The organism is Paraburkholderia sp. HC6.4b (assembly GCF_014200875.1).
Taxonomy (GTDB): domain Bacteria; phylum Pseudomonadota; class Gammaproteobacteria; order Burkholderiales; family Burkholderiaceae; genus Paraburkholderia; species Paraburkholderia tuberum.
Window position 1 is genome coordinate 274,508 of record NZ_JACHDC010000008.1, and the last position, 25,112, is coordinate 299,619.

Annotated in this window: 15 protein-coding genes and 2 riboswitches; of the genes, 6 read left to right on the top strand and 9 right to left on the bottom strand. The window is 66.1% G+C overall.

The annotated features are described in order from the left end of the window. Positions 1–206: 206 nt before the first annotated feature. The 5 genes from HDG34_RS14930 (at position 207) to HDG34_RS14950 (ending at position 10,099) form a co-directional block, all read left to right on the top strand. Complete coding sequence (locus HDG34_RS14930; RefSeq protein WP_184061009.1) at positions 207–2,444, top strand: primosomal protein N'; 2,238 nt, start codon at positions 207–209, stop codon at positions 2,442–2,444. Positions 2,445–2,613: 169 nt separating this feature from the next. After that, positions 2,614–4,044, top strand: a complete 1,431-nt coding sequence (locus HDG34_RS14935; RefSeq protein ID WP_184061010.1) for a YeiH family protein — start codon at positions 2,614–2,616, stop codon at positions 4,042–4,044. A gap of 109 nt (positions 4,045–4,153) precedes the next feature. After that, entirely contained in the window at positions 4,154–4,327 is a 174-nt protein-coding gene (locus HDG34_RS39165) for a hypothetical protein (protein WP_260321177.1), read from the top strand. 597 nt (positions 4,328–4,924) lie between these two features. After that, positions 4,925–8,863, top strand: coding sequence for a trifunctional transcriptional regulator/proline dehydrogenase/L-glutamate gamma-semialdehyde dehydrogenase (gene putA, locus HDG34_RS14945; RefSeq protein WP_184061012.1), 3,939 nt, complete (start codon positions 4,925–4,927; stop codon positions 8,861–8,863). An 87-nt stretch (positions 8,864–8,950) separates the two neighbouring features. Next, positions 8,951–10,099 carry a branched-chain amino acid ABC transporter substrate-binding protein gene (locus tag HDG34_RS14950; RefSeq protein WP_184061013.1) on the top strand — a complete coding sequence of 383 codons (1,149 nt, stop codon included), beginning with the start codon at positions 8,951–8,953 and terminating at the stop codon, positions 10,097–10,099. Positions 10,100–10,196: 97 nt separating this feature from the next. Here HDG34_RS14950 and HDG34_RS14955 read toward each other — a convergent pair whose 3' ends face one another. From HDG34_RS14955 to HDG34_RS14990, 8 genes are all read right to left on the bottom strand, one after another. Further along, positions 10,197–11,930 (bottom strand): thiamine pyrophosphate-binding protein, encoded by a 1,734-nt coding sequence (locus tag HDG34_RS14955; protein WP_184061014.1) that lies wholly within the window; start codon positions 11,928–11,930, stop codon positions 10,197–10,199. Between the two features lie 238 nt (positions 11,931–12,168). Then, positions 12,169–13,557: an L-serine ammonia-lyase gene (locus HDG34_RS14960; RefSeq protein WP_184061015.1), complete on the bottom strand. Its 1,389-nt coding sequence runs from the start codon at positions 13,555–13,557 to the stop codon at positions 12,169–12,171. A gap of 29 nt (positions 13,558–13,586) precedes the next feature. Further along, positions 13,587–14,717, bottom strand: a complete 1,131-nt coding sequence (locus tag HDG34_RS14965) for an alginate lyase family protein (RefSeq protein ID WP_184061016.1) — start codon at positions 14,715–14,717, stop codon at positions 13,587–13,589. Between the two features lie 139 nt (positions 14,718–14,856). Next, positions 14,857–17,793 (bottom strand): aminomethyl-transferring glycine dehydrogenase, encoded by a 2,937-nt coding sequence (gene gcvP / locus HDG34_RS14970; RefSeq protein ID WP_184061017.1) that lies wholly within the window; start codon positions 17,791–17,793, stop codon positions 14,857–14,859. 68 nt (positions 17,794–17,861) lie between these two features. Further along, positions 17,862–18,242, bottom strand: coding sequence for a glycine cleavage system protein GcvH (gcvH, locus tag HDG34_RS14975; protein ID WP_184061018.1), 381 nt, complete (start codon positions 18,240–18,242; stop codon positions 17,862–17,864). Positions 18,243–18,301: 59 nt separating this feature from the next. Continuing rightward, entirely contained in the window at positions 18,302–19,417 is a 1,116-nt protein-coding gene (gene gcvT, locus HDG34_RS14980) for a glycine cleavage system aminomethyltransferase GcvT (protein WP_184061019.1), read from the bottom strand. Positions 19,418–19,497: 80 nt separating this feature from the next. Further along, positions 19,498–19,659: riboswitch (glycine riboswitch) on the bottom strand. A gap of 20 nt (positions 19,660–19,679) precedes the next feature. Further along, a riboswitch (glycine riboswitch) is annotated at positions 19,680–19,782 on the bottom strand. Between the two features lie 219 nt (positions 19,783–20,001). Beyond that, the gene (locus tag HDG34_RS14985; protein ID WP_018418835.1) at positions 20,002–20,352 is read right to left on the bottom strand and encodes a hypothetical protein; all 351 of its coding nucleotides are present in this window, start codon (positions 20,350–20,352) and stop codon (positions 20,002–20,004) included. A 217-nt stretch (positions 20,353–20,569) separates the two neighbouring features. Beyond that, entirely contained in the window at positions 20,570–21,619 is a 1,050-nt protein-coding gene (locus HDG34_RS14990) for an oxidoreductase (RefSeq protein ID WP_184061020.1), read from the bottom strand. A gap of 320 nt (positions 21,620–21,939) precedes the next feature. On the opposite strand from HDG34_RS14990, the gene HDG34_RS14995 reads away from it, so the two are divergent. Beyond that, on the top strand, positions 21,940–24,030 hold the full coding sequence (locus HDG34_RS14995; RefSeq protein ID WP_184061021.1) for a UvrD-helicase domain-containing protein: 2,091 nt from the start codon (positions 21,940–21,942) through the stop codon (positions 24,028–24,030). A 120-nt stretch (positions 24,031–24,150) separates the two neighbouring features. Here HDG34_RS14995 and HDG34_RS15000 read toward each other — a convergent pair whose 3' ends face one another. Next, positions 24,151–25,050 (bottom strand): cytochrome c5 family protein, encoded by a 900-nt coding sequence (locus HDG34_RS15000; RefSeq protein WP_184061022.1) that lies wholly within the window; start codon positions 25,048–25,050, stop codon positions 24,151–24,153. Between the last annotated feature and the right edge of the window lie 62 nt (positions 25,051–25,112).

Here is a 25,112-nt window from a genome sequence, read left to right on the forward strand (position 1 = left end):
CCGTTTGCGGCCCGTCGAAGCGAAGTTCTCAACAAAGTTATCCACAGGGCCGCGAGCCGAGCGCAATTGTTCAGTCGAATCCAAAACTTAGCGGTGAAATTAAGGTTTTACTTTAACTTCTACGGCTTCGCGTTCCGTGCGACCCACCCCGCGCCGCGAGTTGGCCTCTTGCCGGCTCATCCTCAGCGCCACGCCGAGTGAACGAAATGTTCGTCCGCGTCGCGCTCGACCATCCGCTGCCGACCCTGTTCGACTACCGCTGCGACATCTCCGGGGCGGCTGTCGTAGGCACGCTCGTCAGCGTTCCGTTTGGCAAGCGGCACGTGGTGGGGCTCGTTTGCGAAGTGACCGCTCACAGCGACGTGCCGGCCGAGCGCCTGCGTGATGTGGATCAGGTCTGCACGGCGTGTCCGCCGGTGTCGACACATTGGCTCGCGCTCGCCGCATTCGCCGCGGACTACTATCAGCGCGGTCTCGGCGAAGTGGCGCTGCCGGGGCTGCCGCAGGCGCTGCGCGACGCGTCGCGCTGGTCGCGGCTGTTCGCGCCGGAAGAGCGCTATCGGTTGACGGCCGAGGGCCGCACGGTATTGCCTGACGCCTTGCCGGCCCGCGCGACCGCGCTCCGAGCGCTCGCGCAAGCGCTCGCTCGAGCCGACTTCCTCCTCGCTGCCCACGCCCGCGCGCTGCATCCGAAGGCGCTGGCGACACTCGACACATGGCAGACGGCAGGCTGGGTCACGCTCGATGTGATCGACGCCGCCACGGTGCCCGCCGCCGCGTCGCTGCCGAACATGCCCGCGCCTGCCCTGCCAACCCTCACCGACGAACAGGCGAGTGCCGTCGAAGCGATCCGCGACGCCCACGGCTTCGCGCCGTTCCTGCTGCACGGGGTGACGGGCAGCGGCAAGACCGAGGTGTATCTGCGCGCGCTCGCCGCGATTCTGGCCGGCAAGCCCGATGCGCAAGCGCTCGTGCTGGTACCGGAAATCAACCTGACGCCGCAGTTCGAGGCGGCGTTCCGCGCCCGCTTCGCCGCGCTCGACGCCAGCGCGATCGTCACGCTGCATAGCGGCCTCGCCGAAGGCGAGCGCGCCCGCAACTGGTTCGCCGCGCACACCGGCCGCGCGCGCATCGTGCTCGGCACGCGGCTCGCGGTGCTCGCGTCGCTGCCGCGGCTGGCGATCATCGTCGTCGACGAGGAGCACGATCCGGCCTACAAGCAGCAGGAAGGCTTGCGCTATTCGGCGCGCGATCTCGCGATCTATCGGGCGAAGCAACTCGGCGTGCCGGTCGTGCTTGGCTCGGCGACGCCGTCGCTCGAGAGCTGGTGGCAGGCAGATCAGGGCCGCTACGAGCGGCTCACGCTGTCGCGCCGCGCCGTCGCCGAGGCCGCACTGCCGAGCGTGCGTCTCATCGATCTCGAAGACGAGCGCCGGCGCGGGCGGGCATCGATCGAAGGTTTGTCGGGCCCGTTGATCGCCGCGATGAAGGCGCGGCTCGAACGCGGCGAGCAGAGCCTCGTGTTCCTCAACCGCCGTGGCTACGCGCCGCAACTCGCCTGCGACGCGTGCGGCTGGGTGGCCGGTTGTCCGCGCTGCAGCGCCTATGTCGTGCTGCACAAGCCCGAGCGCGCGCTGCGCTGCCATCACTGCGGCTGGGAGTCTCGTATCCCGCGTTCGTGCCCGGAGTGCGGCAACGTCGATATCGCACCGCTCGGGCGCGGCACGCAGCGCGTCGAGGAAACGCTTGCGAGCGCGGTGCCGGGCGCCCGTGTGCTGCGTATCGACGCCGACAGCACGCGCCGCAAGGGCAGCGCGCAGGCGTTGTTCTCGGACGTGCACGCGGGCGAGGTCGATATTCTGGTCGGCACGCAGATGATTGCGAAGGGACACGATTTCCAGCGCGTGTCACTGGTTGGCGTGCTGAACGCCGATACCGCGCTGTTTTCGCATGATTTCCGCGCGAGCGAGCGCCTGTTCGCGCAGCTGATGCAGGTGAGCGGCCGCGCGGGCCGCGCCGGTCTGCCGGGCGAAGTGCTGGTGCAGACGCGCTATCCGCGTCACGCGCTGTATCACGCGCTGTGCCGTCATGACTACGTCGGCTTCGCCAATGCGACGCTCGCCGAGCGACGCGACGCGCACCTGCCGCCGTTCGTCTACCAGGCGCTGTTGCGCGCCGAAGGCCGCACGCTCGAAGCGGCGCTCGCGTTTCTGCAGCAGGCCGCCGCCGAACTTGCGCGGATTCCTGCCGCCGGGCGCGTCACCGTCTACGACGCAGTGCCGCTCACGATCGTCAAGGTGATGCACGTGCATCGCGCGCAGTTGCTGATCGAAAGCGCATCGCGCGCGGCGCTGCAGGCTACGCTGCGCGCGTGGCAGCCACTGTTGCGCGTGCTCAAGGGCGTGCTGCGCTGGAACCTCGAAGTCGATCCGCTCGACATCTGACGCCACGGGCCAGATGACGCCCGCCATACTTCTTTGAGTCATATCCATAGAGCGAATGATCGTTTCGCTTTGCGATCCCGCTCGCCTATAGTCGCCAAATCGGCGCATTTTGGGGCTAAACGACAATAACTTCGCGCCGATGCCACCCAACTTTCGCGGGGCATCTGCAATGAGCGACACCCGTCACACCGTGCCGGAGGGCACCGCGCTGGGTCAGCGGCAAGGTACACAAGACGCGCAAACCGCACGAGGCAGCGGCTTTTCGCTGACCGAAGACTGGCTCGCCGCGGGCGTCGGCCTGCTCGTGATCGTGATCGCGTGGGCGCTGTTCGCGTCGGGCAGCAGCATCAAGTGGCTCGCGGTCGCGCCGGCCAAATGGTCGAGCGTCGCGCAGGCCGCGCAGGACATCGGCAAGCATCTACCCAACTACTTTGCGCTATTCGCGACATTCGCGGTGCTGTTCGGCGCGAGCGTCGCCCTGCTCCGGCAGCGCGTCGGCGCGTTTCTCGCCGCGTTCGTCGTGGTGTTCGTCGCTTCCGCGCTGATTCTGACGCTCGGCGCATGGGTCGACGCGTCCAGGTACAACCTCGAGCCGCCGCTCGTCGCGCTCGCGCTCGGGCTGCTCGTGTCGAACCTGTTCACACTGCCGGAGTGGCTCGCGGCCGGGCTGCGCGTCGAGTTTTACATCAAGGTCGGTATCGTGCTGCTCGGCGCGACGCTGCCGTTTACGCTGCTCGTGTGGGCCGGTCCGGTCGCGGTCGTCCAGGCGAGCATCGTGTCATTGGTGACGTTCTTCGTGATCTTTCTCGTTGCGCGAGCATTCGGACTCGATCGACGCTTTGCCGCCGTGCTCGGTGTCGGCGGCGCGGTGTGCGGCGTGTCGGCAGCGATCGCGATTGCCGGCGCGGTACGGGCGAAACGCGAGCAGGCGTCGGTCGCGATCACGCTGGTCGTGCTGTGGGCGATCGTGATGATCTTCGTGCTGCCGTTCGCGTCGCGCTCGCTCGGACTGCCGACGGCCGTCGCCGGCGCCTGGATCGGCACCTCCGAATTCGCCGACGCCGCGGGCATCGCCGCTGCCCAGGCCTACGGCGATTTCGCGCGCCACGCAGGCGGCGCGATCGCCGGCGCGCCGGAAGCGTCGTTGCAGGCCTTCACGCTGATGAAGGTGGTCGGCCGCGACATCTGGATCGGCATCTGGGCGTTCGTGCTCGCAATCGTCGCGACGACGCGCTGGGAAGCGCAGGACAGCGGCGTCGCCGCGCGCGCGAATGCCGGTGAGATCTGGGTGCGTTTCCCCAAGTTCGTGATCGGCTTCGTGATCGCGTCGGCGTTGGTCACGTGGATCGCGAGCCATTATTCACTCGCCGATTACCGTAAGGTCGTCACGCCGGAGTTCGTCGCGCCGATCACGGTGCTGCGCACGTGGGCGTTCACCTTCTGCTTCCTGAGCATCGGTCTGACGACGCGCTTGCGCTCGCTTGCCGCGACCGGTCTGAAGCCGTTCCTCGCGTTCACGGCGGGCGTGGTGGTCAATATCGCGATCGGTTACGCGCTGTCCGCACACGTGTTCGCGTCGTACTGGAACAGCCTCGGATAACGCCATGAAGATTTCGATGGATCGTGGCGCCGGCGCTGCGCCATACGTAGGCGCCGTAGAGCGCAGCTGCGCGGCGGACGCGCCCTGCTGCGCCGCATGCCGGCATCGCGTGAGCGAACGGGATGCGCTCGAGCAGCGCATCCCAGGGCTTGCCGTGTTCAGTTCAGGGTTCGGCGCGAGCGTCGCCGATAGCCGACTGTGTGGTCTGCATGACCAGTTGGTATCGCCCGGCGATGTCTGTGCGCGGTTCGAGCCGGTTGCGCCGTCGCTCGGGCCGCGCTGATCCAACAGCGATCTTCAGGCGCAACTCCCCGTGTCAATCCAGTCGCGAATCCCCACATTCGCGCGCATCCGGCTTCATGAGCCGTTGCGCGCCTCTCCTGATCTCAGTCGTTCAGCGCGTTTCGCGTATCGCCCGCCGATCCACGCGAGGCCGCGCTCGCACGCTTGCGCTCCTCTTCGCGCCGATTCGAGCCCCGTGTCGCGCCTCGAATGAAAAACACCGCACAGGCCGCGCACAGCGCCCAGATGCCCAGTATTACCAGCCACTTTTCCATTACACCAACCCTCGAGAACCCCGTTTATCTTTTCTGCGTGCCCTGAAACCGACGTTTCGGGCCGTCCGTCTTCGTGCTTCTGTATATCGGCGCGCGAAGTCGTTTGATAAGGCTTATTTCAAAAAGAATCACGCCAGGGAAAGTACCGATCGAAAACACCCCGGTTCGACTGTCGGTCATCGCCCGGAAACCCATGTTCCATAAGGCTTCCGACGGGGTGCAACCAACCTGCCGATTTGGTTGCACCTTTTTATTTGGAGGCGTACGATTCGCCCAACTTTTAGTCTTTCGCCAGGCTCGCGCCCGATATCAGAGAAGGAAACATGGCTAGCACCACCCTTGGCGTCAAGGTCGACGACCTCCTGCGTTCCCGGCTCAAAGATGCCGCCACCCGCCTCGAGCGCACCCCGCACTGGTTGATCAAGCAGGCGATTTTCGCCTACCTCGAAAAGATCGAGCACGGCCAGTTGCCGCCCGAACTGTCAGGCGCGACCGGCACGGCCGATCTCGGCGACGGCGCGGCGGTCGAGAACGAGGAAGACGGCGCATCCCATCCGTTCCTCGATTTCGCGCAGAACGTTCAACCGCAGTCGGTGCTGCGAGCGGCGATCACCGCCGCATATCGCCGCCCTGAACCCGAGTGCGTGCCGTTCCTGCTCGGCCAGGCGCGTCTGCCGGCCAACCTCGCCGGCGACGTGCAGGCGATGGCCGGCAAGCTCGTCGAAACGCTGCGCTCGAAGAGCAAGGGCGGCGGCGTGGAAGGGCTGATCCACGAGTTTTCGCTGTCGAGCCAGGAAGGCGTCGCACTGATGTGCCTCGCCGAGGCGCTGCTGCGCATCCCCGACCGCGCGACCCGCGACGCGCTGATCCGCGACAAGATCAGCAAGGGCGACTGGAAATCGCACGTCGGCCAGGCGCCGTCGCTGTTCGTCAATGCGGCGACCTGGGGCCTGATGATCACCGGCAAGCTGGTGACGACCAATAGCGAGACGAGCCTGTCGTCGGCGCTCACGCGCCTGATCGGCAAGGGCGGCGAGCCGCTGATCCGCAAGGGCGTCGACATGGCGATGCGCCTGATGGGCGAGCAGTTCGTGACCGGCGAGAACATTTCGGAAGCGCTCGCCAACAGCCGCAAGTACGAGGCGCGCGGTTTCCGCTATTCATACGACATGCTGGGCGAAGCGGCCACCACCGAGGCCGACGCGCAGCGCTACTACGCGTCGTACGAGCAGGCGATCCACGCGATCGGCAAGGCCGCGGGCGGCCGCGGCATCTACGAGGGCCCCGGCATCTCCATCAAGCTGTCCGCACTGCATCCGCGCTACTCGCGCGCGCAGCAGGAACGCACGATGAGCGAGCTGCTGCCGCGCGTGCGTTCGCTCGCGATCCTCGCGCGCCGCTACGACATCGGCCTCAATATCGACGCCGAAGAAGCCGACCGCCTCGAACTCTCGCTCGACCTGCTCGAAGCGCTGTGCTTCGATCCTGAGCTGCAAGGCTGGAACGGCATCGGCTTCGTCGTGCAGGCGTATCAGAAGCGCTGCCCGTTCGTGATCGACTACCTGATCGATCTGGCGCGCCGCAGCCGCCACCGTGTCATGGTGCGGCTCGTGAAGGGCGCGTACTGGGATACGGAAATCAAGCGCGCGCAGGTCGACGGCCTCGAAGGCTATCCGGTCTACACGCGCAAGGTCTACACCGACGTGTCGTACCTCGCCTGCGCGAAGAAACTGCTCGGCGCGCCCGATGCCGTCTATCCGCAGTTCGCGACGCACAACGCGCACACGCTGTCGGTGATCTATCAGCTCGCAGGCAACAACTACTACCCCGGCCAGTACGAGTTCCAGTGCCTGCACGGCATGGGCGAGCAGCTCTACGAAGAAGTCACCGGCCGCGACAAGCTGAACCGCCCGTGCCGCGTGTACGCACCGGTCGGTACGCATGAGACGCTGCTCGCGTACCTCGTGCGCCGGCTGCTCGAGAACGGCGCGAACACGTCGTTCGTGAACCGCATCGCCGACGAATCCGTCGCGATCAAGGACCTGGTCGCCGATCCGGTCGAGGAAGCGTCGAGGATCGTGCCGCTCGGCGCGCCGCACGCGCGCATTCCGCTGCCGCGCAATCTGTATGGCGCGCAACGGCTCAATTCGATGGGCTTCGATCTGTCGAACGAGCATCGGCTCGCGTCGCTGTCGTCGGCGCTGCTCGCGAGCGCGCATCATCCGTGGCGCGCCGCGCCGATGCTCGAAGACAACCAGATTGCCGTCGGCGCCGGGCGCGACGTGCGCAACCCGGCCGACCATCGTGATCTCGTCGGCACGGTCGTCGAAGCGACGGCGGAGCACGTGAGCGCCGCGCTCGGCCATGCGGTGGCCGCCGCGCCGATCTGGCAGGCGACGCCGGTCGAGGCGCGCGCGGATTGCCTCGCGCGTGCCGCGGATCTGCTCGAAGCGCAGATGCATACGCTGATGGGCCTCGTGGTGCGCGAAGCGGGCAAATCGCTCGCCAACGCGGTCGCGGAAATCCGCGAAGCGATCGACTTCCTGCGCTACTACTCGACGCAGATCCGCGACGAGTTTTCGAACGACACGCATCGGCCGCTCGGTCCGGTGGTCTGTATCAGCCCGTGGAATTTCCCGCTGGCGATTTTCATGGGCCAGGTGGCCGCCGCGCTCGCGGCCGGCAACACGGTGCTCGCGAAACCGGCCGAGCAGACGCCGCTGATCGCAGCTCAGGCGGTGCGAATTCTGCGCGAAGCGGGCGTGCCGGCGGGCGCGGTGCAACTGCTGCCGGGCAATGGCGAGACGGTCGGAGCCGCGCTGGTCGCCGATCCGCGCACGCGTGCGGTGATGTTTACCGGCTCGACCGAAGTCGCGCGTCTGATCAACAAGACGCTGTCCGGCCGACTCGATCCGGATGGCAAGCCGATTCCGCTGATCGCCGAAACCGGCGGCCAGAACGCGATGATCGTCGACTCGTCGGCGCTCGCCGAGCAGGTCGTCGCCGACGTTCTGCAGTCGTCTTTCGACTCCGCCGGTCAACGGTGTTCGGCGTTGCGCGTTCTTTGTTTGCAGGACGATGTCGCGGACCGCACGCTCGAAATGCTGACGGGCGCGATGCGCGAACTCGCGCTCGGCAACCCGGATCGGCTGTCGACCGACGTCGGCCCGGTGATCGACCTGGACGCGAAGCGCGGCATCGACGCCCACATCGCGGCGATGCGCGACAAGGGCCGCAAGGTCGAGCAACTGCCGCTGCCGGAGGGCGCGACGCAGGGTACTTTCGTGCCGCCGACGCTGATCGAGCTCGACAGCATCGACGAGCTGAAGCGCGAAGTGTTCGGTCCGGTGCTGCACGTGGTGCGCTATCGCCGCAGCCAGCTCGACAAGCTGCTCGAACAGATTCGCGCGACGGGTTACGGTTTGACGCTCGGCATCCACACGCGCATCGACGAAACGATCGCGCACGTGATCAGCCGCGCGCACGTTGGCAACATCTACGTGAACCGCAACGTGATCGGCGCGGTGGTCGGGGTGCAGCCGTTCGGTGGCGAAGGACTGTCGGGTACGGGGCCGAAGGCCGGCGGTGCGTTATATCTGCAGCGTCTGCTCGCAACGCGTCCGGCTGGTTTGCCGAAGTCGCTCGCGCAGGCGCTGGTGGTCGAAGTACCGCAGGCGGCGCAGGCTGCAGAACAGGGCGACAATCCGGCGGCCGCGCTGAGCGCGTTGCGCGACTGGCTGATCGCCGAGCGCGAGCCGCAGCTTGCCGCGCGTTGCGACGGCTATCTGTCGCATGTGCCGGCGGGCGCGACCGCGGTACTGTCGGGGCCGACCGGCGAGCGCAATACGTACACGCTGGGCCCGCGCGGCACGGTGCTGTGTATCGCGTCGACGGCGAGCGGCGCGCGCGTGCAGTTCGCGGCGGCGCTGGCTACGGGAAATCGTGCGTTGTTCGAGGGCGCGGCCGGTGAACAATTGGTTTCGCAATTGCCGGCGTCGCTGAAGGCCCACGCGAGCGTGAAGAAGAGCGCCGACGCGCCGTTCGACGCCGTGCTGTTCGAAGGCGACAGCGATGAGCTGCTTGCGCTCGTGAAGGAGGTCGCGAAGCGCGCGGGGCCGATCGTGTCGGTGCAGGGCGTCGCGGCCCGTGCGCTCGCGAGCGGCGACGAGGACTATGCGCTCGAGCGTCTGCTTACCGAGCGCTCGGTCAGCGTGAATACCGCGGCGGCAGGCGGCAATGCGAATTTGATGACGATCGGTTGAGCGAACCTCGGCGATTTATTCGATAGAAAGGAAGCGGGACGGCGACCCCGACACCGCTTCATCCACACCTGGTACCAAGGAGAAGCTATGCAACACAAAATGAAACAGCTGGCAGGCGCAGCTCTGGTTGCCGCCATGTCGCTGGCGGGGACGGCCAACGCTCAATCGACGGAAGACGTGAAGATCGGTTTCGCCGGTCCGATGACGGGCGCACAGGCGCACTATGGCAAGGACTTCCAGAACGGCATCACGCTCGCGGTCGAAGAGTTCAACGCGACGAAGCCGGTGATCGGCGGCAAGCAGGTTCGCATCGTGCTCGACTCGGCCGACGACCAGGCCGACCCGCGCACCGGCACGACGGTCGCGCAAAAGCTCGTGGATGACGGCATCAAGGGCATGCTGGGCCACTTCAACTCGGGCACGACGATTCCGGCCTCGCGCATCTACGCGAACGCGGGCATTCCGCAGATCGCGATGGCGACGGCGCCGGAATACACGCAGCAGGGCTTCAAGACCACCTTCCGCATGATGACGTCCGACACGCAGCAAGGCTCGGTCGCTGGCGCGTTCGCGGTGAAGAACCTCGGCATGAAGAAGATCGCGATCGTCGACGATCGCACCGCTTACGGCCAGGGTCTTGCGGATCAGTTCGAGAAGGCTGCGAAGGCGGCAGGCGCGACGATCGTCGATCGTGAATACACGAACGACAAGGCCGTCGACTTCAAGTCGATCCTGACCAAGCTGAAGTCGTCGAACCCGGATCTGATCTATTACGGCGGCGCGGATTCGCAAGCCGCACCGATGGTCAAGCAGATGAAGCAGCTCGGCGTGAAGGCGCCGCTGATGGGCGGCGAAATGGTCCACACGCCGACCTTCATCAAGCTCGCCGGCGATGCGGCGAACGGCACGGTGGCCTCGCTCGCCGGTCTGCCGCTCGAAGAAATGCCGGGCGGCAAGGCATACGTCGAGAAGTACAAGGCGCGCTTCAACGAAGACGTGCAAACGTACTCGCCGTACGCGTTCGATGGCGCGATGGCGATGTTCACCGCGATGAAGAACGCGAACTCGACCGATCCTGCCAGGTACCTGCCGGTCCTCGCCAAGACGTCGAAGCCGGCCGTGACGTCGGCCAACCTCGCGTACGACGCGCGCGGCGATCTTAAGAACGGCGGTATCACGCTGTACAAGGTCGTCGATGGCAAGTGGACGACGCTGCAAAGCGTGGGCGGCAAGTAAGTTTTTTGCTGACTACGGTCGATAATAGAAAACCCCGCTCTGGCGGGGTTTTTTATGGGCGGCGCATTCGACACGCTGTCAGGCCACGCGGCGATTTTCACTGCCCGCGCATCTTCCTCCCCTGCTCACGAATCATCTCGAGCGTCGCCGCGGGCGTGCTCGCTTCCTGCGGCATGCGAATTTCGATCACGGCCGGCAGCTGCGATTCGATCGCGCGTTGCAACGCCGGCAGAAAATCCCCGGTACGTTCAACGGTTTCGCCATGCGCGCCGAACGATCGCGCGAATGCCGCGAAGTCCGGATTCGTGAGGCCGGTGCCATGCACGCGATGCGGATAGTGTCGCTCCTGATGCATGCGGATCGTCCCGAATTGGCTGTTGTTGACGACGATGAACAGTACGCGCAGGTCGTACTGCATCGCTGTCGCGAGCTCCTGCGCGGCCATCATGAAGCAGCCGTCGCCGGCGAGCGCGACCACCGCGCGCTGTGGATACAGCGACTTTGCCGCGAGCGCCGCCGGCACGCCGTAGCCCATCGCGCCGCTCGTCGGCGCGAGCTGAGAACGGAAGTGCCGATACGAGAAATGCCGATGCAGCCACGTCGCGTAATTGCCCGCGCCGTTCGTGAGGATCGCGTCGTCGGGCAAGTGGGCGCGTAACTGCCGGATCACTTCACCCATCTGCACATCGCCGGGAATTGGGCGCGGCGCGCGCCAATCCAGATACGCGCGATGCGCTTCCTCAGCGGCACCCGCCCAGGCGAGCCTGCCGGACGACGACGGTTTCAGTTCCGCAAGCATCGCCGCAAGCTCAGGCATGCCCGAGACGATCGGCAGATCGGCCGCATATACGCGGCCCAGTTCTTCCGCGCCCTGATGCACGTGCACGAGCGTCTGCTTCGTCTTCGGGATGTCGAGCAGCGTGTAGCCGTTGGTCGTCGCTTCGCCGAGGCGCGGACCGAGCGCGAGCAGCAAGTCCGCGTCGCGAATGCGCTGCGCGAGCGCCGGGTTGATGCCGAGACCGACGTCGCCCGCGTAGTTCGGATGCTCGTTGTCGAAGGTGTCCTGGAAGCGGAACGCGAGGCCAATCGGCAACTGCCAGTTTTCGATGAAACGCCGCAGGTCCGCGCATGCGGCCGCTGTCCAGCCGCTGCCGCCGGCGATCACCATCGGCCGTTGCGCGCCTTCGAGCAACTCGCGCAGCTTCGCGATCTGCGCGGCCGATGGCGACGCCGCCACGCGGTGATAAGCGGGTGCGCCAGGTACCGCGTCGCAGGCGTCGCTCAGCACGTCTTCGGGCAGCGCCAGCACGACCGGCCCGGGCCTCCCCGAGGTGGCCGTATGAAACGCATGGCTCAGATATTCGGGGATGCGCTTCGGGTCGTCGATCTGCGCGACCCACTTCGCCATCTGACCGAACATGCGCCGGTAGTCGATCTCCTGAAAGGCCTCGCGATCGAGATGTTCGCGCGCGCACTGACCGATCAGCAGAATCATCGGCGTCGAGTCCTGAAACGCAGTGTGAACGCCGATCGACGCATGCGTCGCGCCCGGCCCGCGCGTGACGAGTGCGACACCCGGGCGGCCGGTCAGCTTGCCGAGCGCTTCGGCCATGTTCGCGGCCGCGGCTTCGTGACGGCAGACGATCGTCTGGATGCGCCCGGTTTCGTCGTGCAGCGAATCGAGCACGGCGAGAAAGCTTTCGCCGGGGACGCAGAACACGCGCTCGACGCCGTGTGTGAGCAATGCCTCGACGACGAGGCGCGCGCCGGTCGTGCGTGCGGTATGGGAAGCGATAACGGAATTGGAAGCGGGAGCATTCGGCAGCGACATTGCGAAGAAGCCTCCTGGCAGTGCGTGGGTGCGTTGGGATGGAGCCGCATCGGCGGAACGTGCAACAGCGGCCGATGGGCGCTTCGACAGCTTACGCCGAGCATGTGGGCGCTGTCATGGCGCAGCGCAACTGTTCGATCGGCGTGCGTGCAACACGATCGCGCAAATGAAAACGCGAGCCGCAGGGCCCGCGCTTTTCCGATGCGATCGCACGCAATTGAATGCCGCGCTCAGCGACTCAACACTCGACGATATTTACCGCGAGGCCGCCGCGCGACGTTTCCTTGTACTTGGTCTTCATGTCCGCGCCGGTTTCGCGCATCGTCTTGATCACCGAATCGAGCGACACGTAATGGCTGCCGTCACCGCGCAACGCCATGCGTGCGGCATTGACCGCCTTCACCGATGCCATCGCATTGCGCTCGATGCACGGAATCTGCACCATGCCGCCGACCGGATCGCAGGTGAGCCCGAGGTTGTGCTCCATGCCGATTTCCGCGGCGTTCTCGACCTGCTTCGGCGTGCCGCCCATCACGGCGGCCAGCGCGCCCGCGGCCATCGAGCATGCGACGCCGACTTCACCCTGACAGCCCACCTCCGCACCGGAGATCGACGCATTCAGCTTGTACAGGATGCCGATCGCGGCGGCCGTCATCAGGAAGTCGATCACGCCCTGCTCGTTCGCGCCCGGCATGAAGCGCGTGTAGTAATGCAGCACCGCCGGAATGATGCCGGCCGCGCCATTGGTCGGCGCGGTGACGACGCGCCCGCCCGCCGCGTTCTCTTCGTTGACGGCGATCGCGTACAGGTTGATCCAGTCGACCATGGACAACGGGTCCTGCAACGCGCGCTCAGGGTTGCCCGTCAACGCGCGATACAGCTGCGGCGCGCGCCGCTTCACCTGGAAAGGTCCGGGCAAGTGACCATCGGCATCGGGATTGTTGATGCCGCATCCGCGCGCGACGCATGATTGCATCACGTCCCAGATCTTCAGCAGACCCACGCGCGTTTCTTCCTCGCTGTGCCAGACGCGCTCGTTTTCCCACATCAGCTGCGCGATGCTCTTGCCGCTCGCCGCACACAGCGCGAGCAATTCGTTGCCGGTACGGAACGAATGCGGAAGCTGATCGACGGCGCTCAACACCTTCGTGTTCGGCGCGCCGGCCGTCACGACGAAGCCGCCGCCGACCGACAGATAGGTCGACTCGCGCAGCGTTGCCCCTTGCGCATCGAAGGCGAACAGCTTCAGGCCGTTCGGATGCTCGGGCAGCGCCTGACGATAAAACGCGATGTGCTCTTTCTGCACGAAGGGCACCTCGTGCGTGCCGAGCAGCGCGAGTTGGCGCGACGTGCGCACTGCTTCGAGCCGTTGCGCGATCGTCTCGGGATCGACGGTGTCAGGCGCGTCGCCCATCAGGCCCAGCATGACGCCGCGATCGGTGCCGTGTCCCTTGCCGGTCGCGCCGAGCGAGCCGTACAGCTCCGCCTTCACCGATGCGGTGGAAGCGAGCAGCCCGTCGCGCTCGAGTCCCTGGACGAACATCAGCGCCGCGCGCATCGGCCCGACCGTGTGCGAGCTCGACGGACCAATGCCGATTTTGAAGAGATCGAAGACGCTGACTGCCATGTACTGCTCCCTGCCTATAGATAAAGAGTTTAGCGCGCCGGCAGCGGCAAGCACACGGCGAGCCACGCGGGCGGCGTCGGTGCGAGCTGCAGCGCGACTGGCGTAAAGCGTCCATCGAGACGGGCCGCCAGGTGAAACAGTTCCGTCGCGTTCTTCGGATCCCACTGACCCGAATAGCCGGGCAAGCCGGCCTCGCGACGTTTTGCATCGAACGCGACGTTCGAATGCACGAATTCCTCATGCGTCTGAGCGCCGGTAGCAAACGGCACGAGCCAATTCAGCGCGGCGAGCAGCGTCGCGCCGTTCGCGCCCTTTTCTTGCAGCCAGTTGCGGTTGTGGCGGCGCGCGGCGAGCGCGGCCGTCACCAGCGGTTGCAGATCGTAGGTCACGTAGTGCAGCGCATCGCGCTCGCCGAAGTCGATCGTCGAGCCGTCCGGGGCGATGTTGTCGCCGATATGCTCGACGAACAGCCGCTGCGCGGCGTTGATCATCTTGCGGTTGTCGAGCGTGAATGCCGCCATCGCGATCAGCTTGATGCGGTGGCTTTGCCAATTGTTGCGGAACGTGCCCGTGAGCGGCCGCGGCTGCGCGTCGATCTGCGCGATGTAGCCGTTCGCGAGCTTCGTCAGAAATGCCATCGCCGCGTTGCGCGTTTTGACGGGCAACGCGCTCGCGGTCATGTCGTACGCGAGGATCAGACCTTCGAAACGCGTTTCGTCGATCGGATCGAAGCTCGGCTGATAGGTCGTGACCCACGCGTACAGCAGACGGTCGACGAGCTTCAGGAAGCGGTCGTCGCTGGTCGCGCGCCACGCGAGCGCGGCGTCGCGCAGCAGGTCGAGATCCTTCTCCGCTTCGACGCTCTGATCGTAGATGCCCTCGTGCGGCAGCGTGCCCTCGGTGTGCAATTTGGCGAGCGCATGCGGCTGCTCGTTCAGATGGGCCTGCACGTTGGCGACGAGCGCCTTGACGCCGGGGTCGGCATTGGTGCGCTCGCTCGTTTGCAGCGCCGGCGCCGCGCAGAAATTCATCGCGGCCTGCGCCGCGCGCAGCGGCAGCAACGCGGCCGCTGCGGCCAACAGTACCGCGTAAGCGGGCCCCCACGGACGGACGCCTGCCGCCTCGGCCCGGCTTTGCATCAATCGCACCTTTCGCGCCATGCGAAACTCCTCGTTAGGCTGATTCGGTGTGTGATGTTAGCCGGTTGCGGCTTTCAACGACAGGACCGCGGGTGGACCGCTCGCGGACGCCGACGGACCTTCACAGAGCCGCGCATGACGTCTCGCCGACTCGCGCTGCTTACTCGTAATCGGCGATCGGCACGCACGAGCAGAACAGGTTGCGATCGCCGTACACGTTGTCCGCGCGACCGACCGGCGGCCAGTACTTGTTCGCGATCAGCGTCTTCAGCGGGTAGGCGGCGGTCTCGCGCGCATACGCGTGCTTCCAGTCGTCCGAGATCACGACCGCCGCCGTATGCGGCGCGTGCTTCAGCGGATTGTCCTCGCGCTCCGCGCGGCCTTCCTCGACCGCGCGGATTTCCTCGCGGATCGCGATCATCGCCTCGATGAAGCGGTCGAGCTCTTCCTTCGACTCCGACTCGGTCGGTTCGACCATCAGCGTGCCCGGTACCGGGAAGCTCATCGTCGGCGCGTGGAAGCCATAGTCGGCGAGGCGCTTCGCGACGTCGTCGACGGTGATGCCGCTCGTGTCCTTGATCGGACGCAGATCGAGAATGCACTCGTGTGCGACGAGGCCGCCGGGGCCCGAGTACAACACCGGATAGTGCGGCGCGAGCTTGTTGGCGACGTAGTTCGCGTTGAGGATCGCGGTTTCGGTCGCGGCGGTCAGGTTCTTCGCGCCCATCATCGCGATGTACATCCACGAGATCGGCAGGATCGACGCCGAGCCGTACGGCGCGGCCGACACCGCGCCGATGCCATCCTCCGAGCGCTGGTAGCCCGACGAAGTCTGGTTCGGCAGGAACTGCGCGAGATGCGCGCCGACCGCGACCGGACCGACGCCCGGTCCGCCGCCGCCGTGCGGAATGCAGAAGGTCTTGTGCAGGTTCAGGTGCGAGACGTCGCCGCCGAACTGACCCGGCGCGCACAGGCCGACCATCGCGTTCATGTTCGCGCCGTCCACGTAGACCTGGCCGCCGTGCGCATGCACGATCTCGCAGATTTCGCGGACGTTCTGCTCGAACACGCCGTGCGTCGACGGGTACGTGATCATGATCGCCGCGAGCTTATCGGCGTGCTGCGCGGCCTTCTTCTTCAGGTCTTCGATATCGACGTTGCCCTGCGCGTCGCATGCCACGACCACGACCTGCATGCCGGCCATTTGCGCCGACGCCGGGTTCGTGCCGTGCGCCGAGGCGGGAATCAGACAGACATCGCGATGCGCTTCGCCGCGCGACGCGTGATAGGCGTGGATGATCAAAAGACCCGCGTACTCGCCCTGCGAGCCCGCGTTCGGCTGCAGCGACACGGCCGCATAGCCGGTCGCGGCGACCAGCATCTCTTCGAGCTGATCGATCATCTCGCGGTAGCCGACGGTTTGCTCGGTCGGCGCGAACGGATGGATCTGGCCGAACTCGGGCCACGTGACCGGCAGCATTTCCGACGTCGCATTCAGCTTCATCGTGCAGGAGCCGAGCGGGATCATCGAGCGATCGAGCGCGAGGTCCTTGTCCGACAGACTGCGCAGATAGCGCAGCATTTCCGTTTCCGAATGATGACGGTTGAACACGTGATGCGTCAGGTACGCGCTCGTGCGTTCGAGCGCGGCCGGCACCGACGCAGAGTCCGATGCGTTGAGCGCGGCGTCGAGCGCGTCGACTTGCGGCGCGTCGCTCGTGAAGGCCGCTTGAGCGAACACCGCGAGCAGGTCGGCCAGATCGTGGCGCGTGGTGGTTTCGTCGATCGACAGGCCGACTTGCGTCGCGCTCACGTGGCGCAGGTTGATGCGCCTGGCCGTAGCCGCGTCGTGCAGCGCTTGCGTGCGGGCGCCGGTGTCGAACGTGAGCGTGTCGAAGAAAGTTTCGTTGACGAGCCTATAGCCAAGCTGCTTCGCGCCTTCGGCGAGCAGCGTGGCGATGCGATTGACGCGCAGTGCGATCGTCTTCAGGCCACGCGGGCCGTGATAGACCGCGTACATGCTCGCCATGATCGCGAGCAGCGCCTGCGCGGTGCACACGTTCGAGGTCGCCTTCTCGCGGCGGATGTGTTGCTCGCGCGTTTGCAGCGCGAGACGCAGCGCGGGGTTGCCTTGCGCGTCGACGGTTACGCCGACCAGACGTCCCGGCATTTGCCGCTTGAATTCGTCGCGCACCGCGAGGTACGCGGCATGCGGGCCGCCGAAGCCGACCGGCACGCCGAAACGCTGCGTATTGCCGACCGCGACGTCCGCGCCCCATTCGCCCGGCGGCGTAAGCAGCGTCAGCGCGAGCAGGTCGGCGGCGACGACGACATGGCCGCCCGCCGCGTGGATCGCTTCGGTCAGCGCGCGGTAGTCGCGCACGTCGCCGTTCACGCCCGGGTATTGCAGCAGTACGCCGAATGCGTTGGCGTCGGCGGCTTCAGCGGCCGGGCCGACTTTCACTTCGATGCCGACCGGCGTCGCGCGCGTCTTCACGACCTCGATGGTCTGCGGCAGCACGTCGTCGGCAACGAAGAACACGTTCGACTTCGGTTTGCCGACGCGTTGCAGCAGCGTCATCGCTTCGGCGGCGGCGGTCGCTTCGTCGAGCAGCGATGCGTTCGAGATCGCGAGGCCGGTCAGGTCGGTGACCATCTGCTGGAAGTTCAGGAGCGCTTCCAGACGGCCTTGGGAAATTTCAGGCTGGTACGGCGTGTACGCGGTGTACCAGGCCGGATTTTCGAGCACGTTGCGCAGGATCACCGTCGGCGTATGGGCGTTGTAATAGCCCTGGCCGATGTAGGAGCGGAACACCTGGTTCTTGTCCGCGAGCTCGCGCAAGGCGGCGAGCGCTTCGGCTTCGCTCTTCGGTTGCGCGAAGGGGCCGAGCGGCAGCGTTTCGGTGCGGCGGATCGTCTTCGGGATGACGGCGTCGATCAATGCCGCGCGCGACGCGAAGCCGAGTGCTTCGAGCATCGCTTGCTGGTCGGCCGTATCCGGGCCGATATGCCGTTCGGCGAAGGCGTCGTGCACTTCGAGCGCGGCGAGCGAGAGAGGAGTGCGGTTCATCAGACGATCCGGGTGTTCGAGCTTCATGGGTGTTCCTGGCGGCGCGGCGCGCCGTTGTGCGAGCGCCGCGCCTGACGGTTAAAACAAACGGCGACTCAGGCGCCGATCGACTTCGCGTAAGCCTCGGCGTCGAGCAGGCGGTCGAGCGACGCATCGGCGGCCGGCTTGATCTTGAACAGCCAGCTGTCGTACGGCGTGCTGTTGACGGTTTCGGGCGAGTCCGCGACGGTCGTGTTCGCCTCGATGACTTCGCCCGAGACAGGCGCGTAGATATCGGAGGCGGCCTTCACCGATTCGATCACGGCGACGGTGTCGCCCGCGGTCACGGACTTGCCGAGTTCCTGGACTTCGAAGAAGACGATGTCGCCGAGCGCTTCCTGCGCGTGGTCGGTGATGCCGATCGTCAGCGTGCCGTCCGCTTCGGTGCGGACCCATTCGTGCGATTCGGTGTATTTCAGTTCGGCCGGGATGCTCATTGGATGCTCCTGAACGGTATGTTCGGTAGTGTTTGAATGTAGGGGCGTGCGCCGGCCGCTCAGACCGCCAGCACCTTGCCGTTGCGCACGAACGGCAGTTTTACCACGCTTGCGGGACAGGCTTTGTCGCGAATCTGGACGTGCACGGTGTCGCCCGGCTGCACGCCCTTCGGCACGCGCGCGAAGGCGATCGATTCCTGCATGGTCGGCGAGAACGTGCCGCTGGTGATTTCGCCGTCGCCGTGCGGCGTGACGACTTTCTGATGCGCGCGCAGCACGCCCGCGGCCTTGCCGTTTTCCTTCAGCAGGATCAGGCCGACGAACGCGGCGCGCGAGCCGTCGGCTTCGAGGGTGCTCTTGCCGACGAACTCGCGCGGCGAGGCCAGGTCGACGGTCCATGCGAGGCCGGCGTCGAGCGGCGAGACATTGTCGTCCATGTCCTGGCCATACAGGTTCATGCCGGCTTCGAGGCGCAGCGTATCGCGCGCGCCGAGACCGGCCGGGCGCACGCCGTGAGCCGCGAGCGCATTCCACAGCGCTTCGACGTGGGTAGCCGGCACGATGATCTCGAAGCCGTCTTCACCGGTATAGCCGGTGCGCGCGACGGTCAGCTCGCCGAACGGCGTGCCGTCGACGCGCGCGGCGTTGAACGGCTTCAGCGCTTCAGTCGCGGCGCGCGCGGCCGGCACGGTTTGCCAGGCCTTTTCGCGTGCGTTCGGGCCTTGCACGGCGACGATCGCCAGATCGCGGCGCGGCGTGATGGTGAGACCGAAGCCGCCCGCGTTGAGCTGGCCGAACCAGGCGATGTCTTTGTCGGCGGTGCCGGCGTTGACGACCACGCGGAAGTGGTCTTCGGCGAAGTAATAGACGATCAGATCGTCGATCACGCCGCCGTTCGGATTCAGCATGCAGGAGTAGAGCGCGCGGCCCGGTGTTTGCAGCTTCGCGACGTTGTTCGCGAGCGCGTATTCGAAGAACGCGCGGACGCGCTCGCCGGTGACGTCGACCACGCACATGTGGGACACGTCGAACATGCCGGCGTCGGTGCGCACCGCGCGATGTTCCTCGATCTGCGAGCCGTAGTTGACGGGCATGTCCCAGCCGCCAAAGTCGACCATGCGAGCATTGAGCGCGCGGTGAGCGGCGTGGAGCGGGGTGTGTTTGAGTTCGGTCATGGGGCCTCGGGCATCTCGCGAAACAAAAAAGGCCATGCGGCGCACTGCCTCGCGGCCGTGTGCCTGCGAGCGTGGTTCTGCATGACCCCTCTGTCCTCGATACCTGAGAGATTGCGCCGCCGCGACTGGCTCAATGAGCTCGATCCGTCACGGGTGAAACGCGCGCCCCTTCGGTGGGCAGCCTGCCTGCGGTGCACGAGGTGCGACGCGGATGGCTACTGCCGCTCTCCAGAGTGCGAAAAAGCCGCCGGAAGACGGGTTTTTCGACGCGGTCGGTCCTTTTGCCTGAGAGTTTGCGGGTGTGCCCCTTCGGCGGCGCGGCCTGCGATTTTTCGCCTGCCAGCACGCTCTCCCGACGCGTGCGGCGAATTTACGCGACGGGCCGGGGCTTGTCAAATAAAGGCCCGGGAGCGGTGTAGGGCCGGTTGTGGCTGTTCGGGGGCGTCAAAAAGAAAAGCGCGGACCGTGGTGCCCGCGCTTTTCAGTTGCTTCTCCCGGTGCCATCCGTGACCGCACGATGAGCGGTAGTGGGGGCTCACCTGGTGGCTCGTTTACCGATTCGGTTTGACCACTTGCTCGCTGGCTCACTCGCCGATCGCATGAGCCGCATTGTCCAGTTCCTGATTCAGCACGCGCTGTTCTTCCGCGGACAAACCGCCGCCATGCTGGGCGGCCATGTCATGCGCTTCCTGGCGGATCGTCTCGAGACGGTGATGCAGCGCGGCGCCTTGCGGCGGCGGGTAATAGCCCTGATTCACGCGGTTATCGATACGGTGCGCGAGATTGTCGATGCGGCCGTCGACCTGATGCAGACGCTGGTCCGCGATCTGCTGCGGAGTCGGGCCCGGATGCGGCGCGGGCGGGGGCGTTACCACGCAGGCGGCGACGGAGCCGAGCAGCGCGCATGCAACAAGGGCACGGATGATTCGAGACATGGATTCTCCCGGAGTCGTTGTCGTGTTGGGTTGCTACCTCATTAGCAACGGCTGACGAAGAACGCCCGCTGACTTGGCAGCGGGCGAATTTGTAACGTTATGTTCCTTTCCGGAGCGTCAGGAAAGCCCGCGCCGACAGCCTTCGCGGCGCTAAAGGCGTCCCGTTTTTGGTACACAGATCGTGGTGGCGCGGTGTCGACGCGCAGCGGGGCGGGGTTCAGCGAATCCGCTCGAACGGCAGTCGCACGCCCTGCTCGGAACTGCGCGCGGCCAGGTCGATGATCGTCATCACGTCGACCGCGTCGCGCGTGCTGATCGGAAATGCGACGCGGTTCTGGATCGCGTCGGTCAACGCAATATAGAAGCCTGCGTACTCGCCGTTGCGGGTCGGCAATTCGCACTCGACTTCCTCGTCGCCTTCGAGCACGCGCAGCATGCCGGGGCTGTTGCCGGCGCCGAAGCCTGCGTCGCCGGGGCGCAGGCCCGCTTTCAGCTGATCTTCCTGGGTGTCGAGGCCGTACTTCACGTAGCTGCCGCGCGTGCCGTGGATAGCAAAGCGCCGTCCCGGCAACGCGGTCAACGCGCTTGCGTGCAGCACGACCTCGAACTCGTCGTAGCCGAGCTGGATGTGCACGTAGTCGGGTGCACTTGCGTCGTCGCGATGGGTGCGCACCGTCGCCGATACGGTCTTCGGCGCGCCGAAGAGGGCGAGCGCCTGGTCGATCAGATGCGGACCGAGATCGAACAGCAGACCGCCGCCGCGCGTCACGTCTTCGCGCCAGCGCTGACGCACGCCCGGCCGGAAGCGGTCGAAATGCGATTCGTACTGCGTGACGCGACCCAGTTCCACGCGCGCGAGCAGATCGCGCACGGTCAGAAAATCGCCGTCCCAGCGGCGGTTGTGAAAGGGCGCGAACAGCTTGCCGCGCGCGAGCGCGATATTGGCAAGCGTGTGGGCGTCGGCGGCGCTCAGCGTGACAGGCTTGTCGACGACCACGTGCTTGCCGGCTTCGAGGGTGCGGCGCGCGAGGTCGAAGTGGGTGTCGTTGGGCGTCGCGATCACGACGCAGTCGATGTCGTCGAGCGCGAGCAGCGCGTCGAGATCGGCGACGATTTTCGCGTGCGGATAGTCGGCGTGCGCGCGCTCGGATTGCCCGGTCGCAATCGCGGCGACCCTCGCGCGTCCGCAGTGTTCGATCACCGGTGCGTGAAACGTCGCGCCGGCGAAGCCGTAGCCCATCAATCCAATTTTCAGCGATGCGGACATGCGAGTCTTCCTGGAGGAGCGGCGCGCCGCCTTGCCACCGCGGCGGCGGCGCGCAATCTGCTCATTGTGGCATTTGTGGGCTGGACTGGGGGCTGAGCATGACGGCCGGCCATGCGCGCAGCCCGTCGGGGCGTCCGAACCATCGAGGCATCCAACGAGGGCGTCCATCGCGGTGGCCATCGCGGTGGTCATCGCAGTGGCCATGTTAACATCGCACCTCTCGCGCGCATTGCGCCGCGCAGCATGCCCCGGGCCTTCGGCCGGCGCCACCCGCCGGTCCGACCTCAGCGGCCCTCAACCGTATTACCCATCCACAAACGATGTCCGCAGGCCTGAACTCCGCTCAAAGTGAAGCGGTCCGTTATCTCGACGGTCCCTGTCTCGTGCTCGCCGGCGCCGGCAGCGGCAAGACGCGCGTGATCACGCAGAAAATCGCGCACCTGATCGAAGCGAAGGGCTTCGAGCCACGCCACATCGCCGCCGTCACGTTTACGAACAAGGCCGCGGCGGAGATGCGCGAGCGCGTCGGCAAGCTGCTCGAAGGCAAGACGCTGACCGCACCCGGCAAGGAAGGCCGCAAGGTGCCCGTGAACCAGCTGACGGTGTGTACGTTCCACTCGCTCGGCGTGCAGATTTTGCGTCAGGAGGCGGAGCATGTCGGCCTGAAGCCGCAGTTCTCGATCATGGATTCCGACGACTGCTTCGGCATGATCCAGGAGCAGGTCGGCTCGACGGACAAGGGCTTCATTCGCAAGATCCAGTCGATCATCTCGCTGTGGAAGAATGGCCTGATCATGCCCGAGCAGGCGATCGCGACCGCCTCGACCGAGGACGAGCATCAGGCGGCGATCGTCTATCGCAACTACGTGGCGACGCTGCACGCTTACCAGGCGGTCGATTTCGACGATCTGATCCGCCTGCCCGCCGAACTGTTCGCGAGCAACGAGCAGGTGCGCGACCGCTGGCAGAACAAGCTGCGCTATCTGCTGATCGACGAGTATCAGGACACCAACGCATGCCAGTACGAACTGGTGAAGCTCCTGGCCGGCAAGCGCGCGGCGTTCACGGCGGTCGGCGACGACGATCAGGCGATCTACGGCTGGCGCGGCGCGACCCTCGAAAACCTCGGCCAGCTCGGCAAGGATTTCCCGAACCTGCACCTGATCAAGCTCGAGCAGAATTACCGCTCGACGGTGCGCATCCTGAGCGCCGCGAACAACGTGATCGCGAACAATCCGAAGCTGTTCGAGAAGAAGCTGTGGTCCGAGCACGGCATGGGCGACACGATCACGGTGACGGGCTGCAACGACGAGGAGCACGAGGCGGAGTCCGTCGTGTTTCGGCTGTCCGCGCACAAGTTCGAGCGGCGCGCGAATTTCCGCGACTACGCGATCCTCTATCGCGGCAACTTCCAGGCGCGCATCTTCGAGCAGGTGCTGCGCCGCGAACGGATTCCGTACGTGCTGTCGGGCGGCCAGTCGTTCTTCGATAAGGCCGAGATCAAGGACATCTGCGCGTACCTGCGTCTGATCGCCAACGCGAACGACGATCCCGCGTTCATCCGCGCGATCACGACACCGCGTCGCGGCGTCGGCAATACGACGCTGGAGGCGCTCGGCGCGTTCGCGGGTCAGGCGAAGGTGTCGCTGTTCGAGGCGGTCTACATGGGCGGCATCGAGGCGCGTCTGTCGCCGCGTCAGATCGAGCCGATGCGCGCGTTCTGCGACTTCATGCAGCGCCTGACCGACCGCGCGGAGAAGGACGCGGCGGGCACGCTACTCAATGAGCTGATGGGGGCGATCCACTACGAAGCGTATCTGTACGACGCGTTCGACGAACGCCAGGCGCAGGCGAAGTGGCAGAACGTGCTGGAGTTCATCGAGTGGCTCAAGCGCAAGGGCACGAAGGAAGAGCCGGAGCACGGCAGCGGCAGCGAAGCGACCGGCTACGACACCGCCGACGGCTTCGGCGACACCGGCAAGAACCTGCTCGGGCTGATCCAGACGGTCGCGCTGATGTCGATGCTCGAAGGCCGCGAGGAAGATCCGGATGCGGTGCGGCTGTCGACCGTGCATGCGTCGAAGGGGCTCGAGTATCCGCACGTGTTCCTGGTCGGCGTCGAGGAAGGCATCATGCCGCATCGGGGTGGCGCGGACGACGAGCCGATCGACGACGCGCGCATCGAGGAGGAGCGCCGGCTGATGTACGTCGCGATCACGCGCGCGCAGCGCAGCTTGCATCTGAACTGGTGCAAGAAGCGCAAGCGGGCGCGGGAGACGGTCGTCTGCGAGGCGTCGCGCTTCATCAACGAAATGCTGCTCGACGATGCGCCGCCGCCGACACCGGAAGAAGCGCCGATGTCGCCGAAGGACCGGCTCGCGAGCCTGAAGGCGTTATTGCAGAAGTCGTGAGCGGGCGGGACTGCAAGTGCCCGCCAGTTGCGGTTGCTTGCGATTGCACATAAAAAATCCCTGCATCGCGTTAGCGCATGCAGGGATTTTTCATTTCAGCGACGACCGATGCCGTGTGCTTTACTTCACCGCGCTGACCATATAGTCGACCGCGGCCTTCACGTCCGCATCCGATGCGTTCGAGCCGCCCTTCGGCGGCATCGCGCCCTTGCCGTGCAGCGCGTAGTTGTAGACGGTGTCCATCGGGTCCTTCAGGCGCGGCGCCCATGCTTCCTTGTCGCCGAACTTCGGCGCGTTCAGCACGCCGGCCGCGTGACAGGCCTGGCATACCGACTGATACAGCGCCTTGCCGGCCTGCGAGGCGTCCGCGCTTCGCGCGCCACCTGCTGCCGGGGCGGGAGTCTGCGGCACGCTGGCCATTGCGGCCAGCGCCGCGGCGGCCTGGGCCGCGCCCGCATCCGATGCACCTGCTGCACCGGATGCCGCTGCCGCACCGGATGCCGCGGCCGCGCCCGCCGCCGGCTGCGCCGGCTCGGGGAAGCTCGCGCCCGAATTGTTCGCCATATAGACGACCGCGCGCGCGATCTCGAAGTCACTGTAGTCGTCGGGGCTCGTGCCGCCGCGCGGCGGCATGGCGCCCTTGCCGGACAGGGCGGTGTGCCACAGCGTGTCGAAGCCCTGCGCGATGCGCGGCGCCCAGTCGGCGGTGTTGGTGAATTTCGGCGCGCCTGCGGCACCCGACGCGTGACACGCCGAGCAGACCGCCTTGTAGACTTCCTCGCCCGTCTTGTAGACGCGCGGTGCGTTGGCGTCGCGGATCTCGACTTGGGCGATCGGATGGATGCGGGAGGTGACTTCGGCTTCGGAGAGAGAGTCGGTGCCGGCGCCGGTGCGCGTCGAATTATCGACGTAGACGGCGAGCAGAACGATGATGACGATCGGCACAGCAAACCCGGCGATGACCGCGGCGATAAGCTGTGCTGGGGTTTTGATCGGCGCTCCGTGTGGTGCTTCGCTCATGCTTGTCTCGTCTCCGTGGGTGTGTGAGCGGTACAGCGCGACGGCAACTTCTTGTTCTTTAT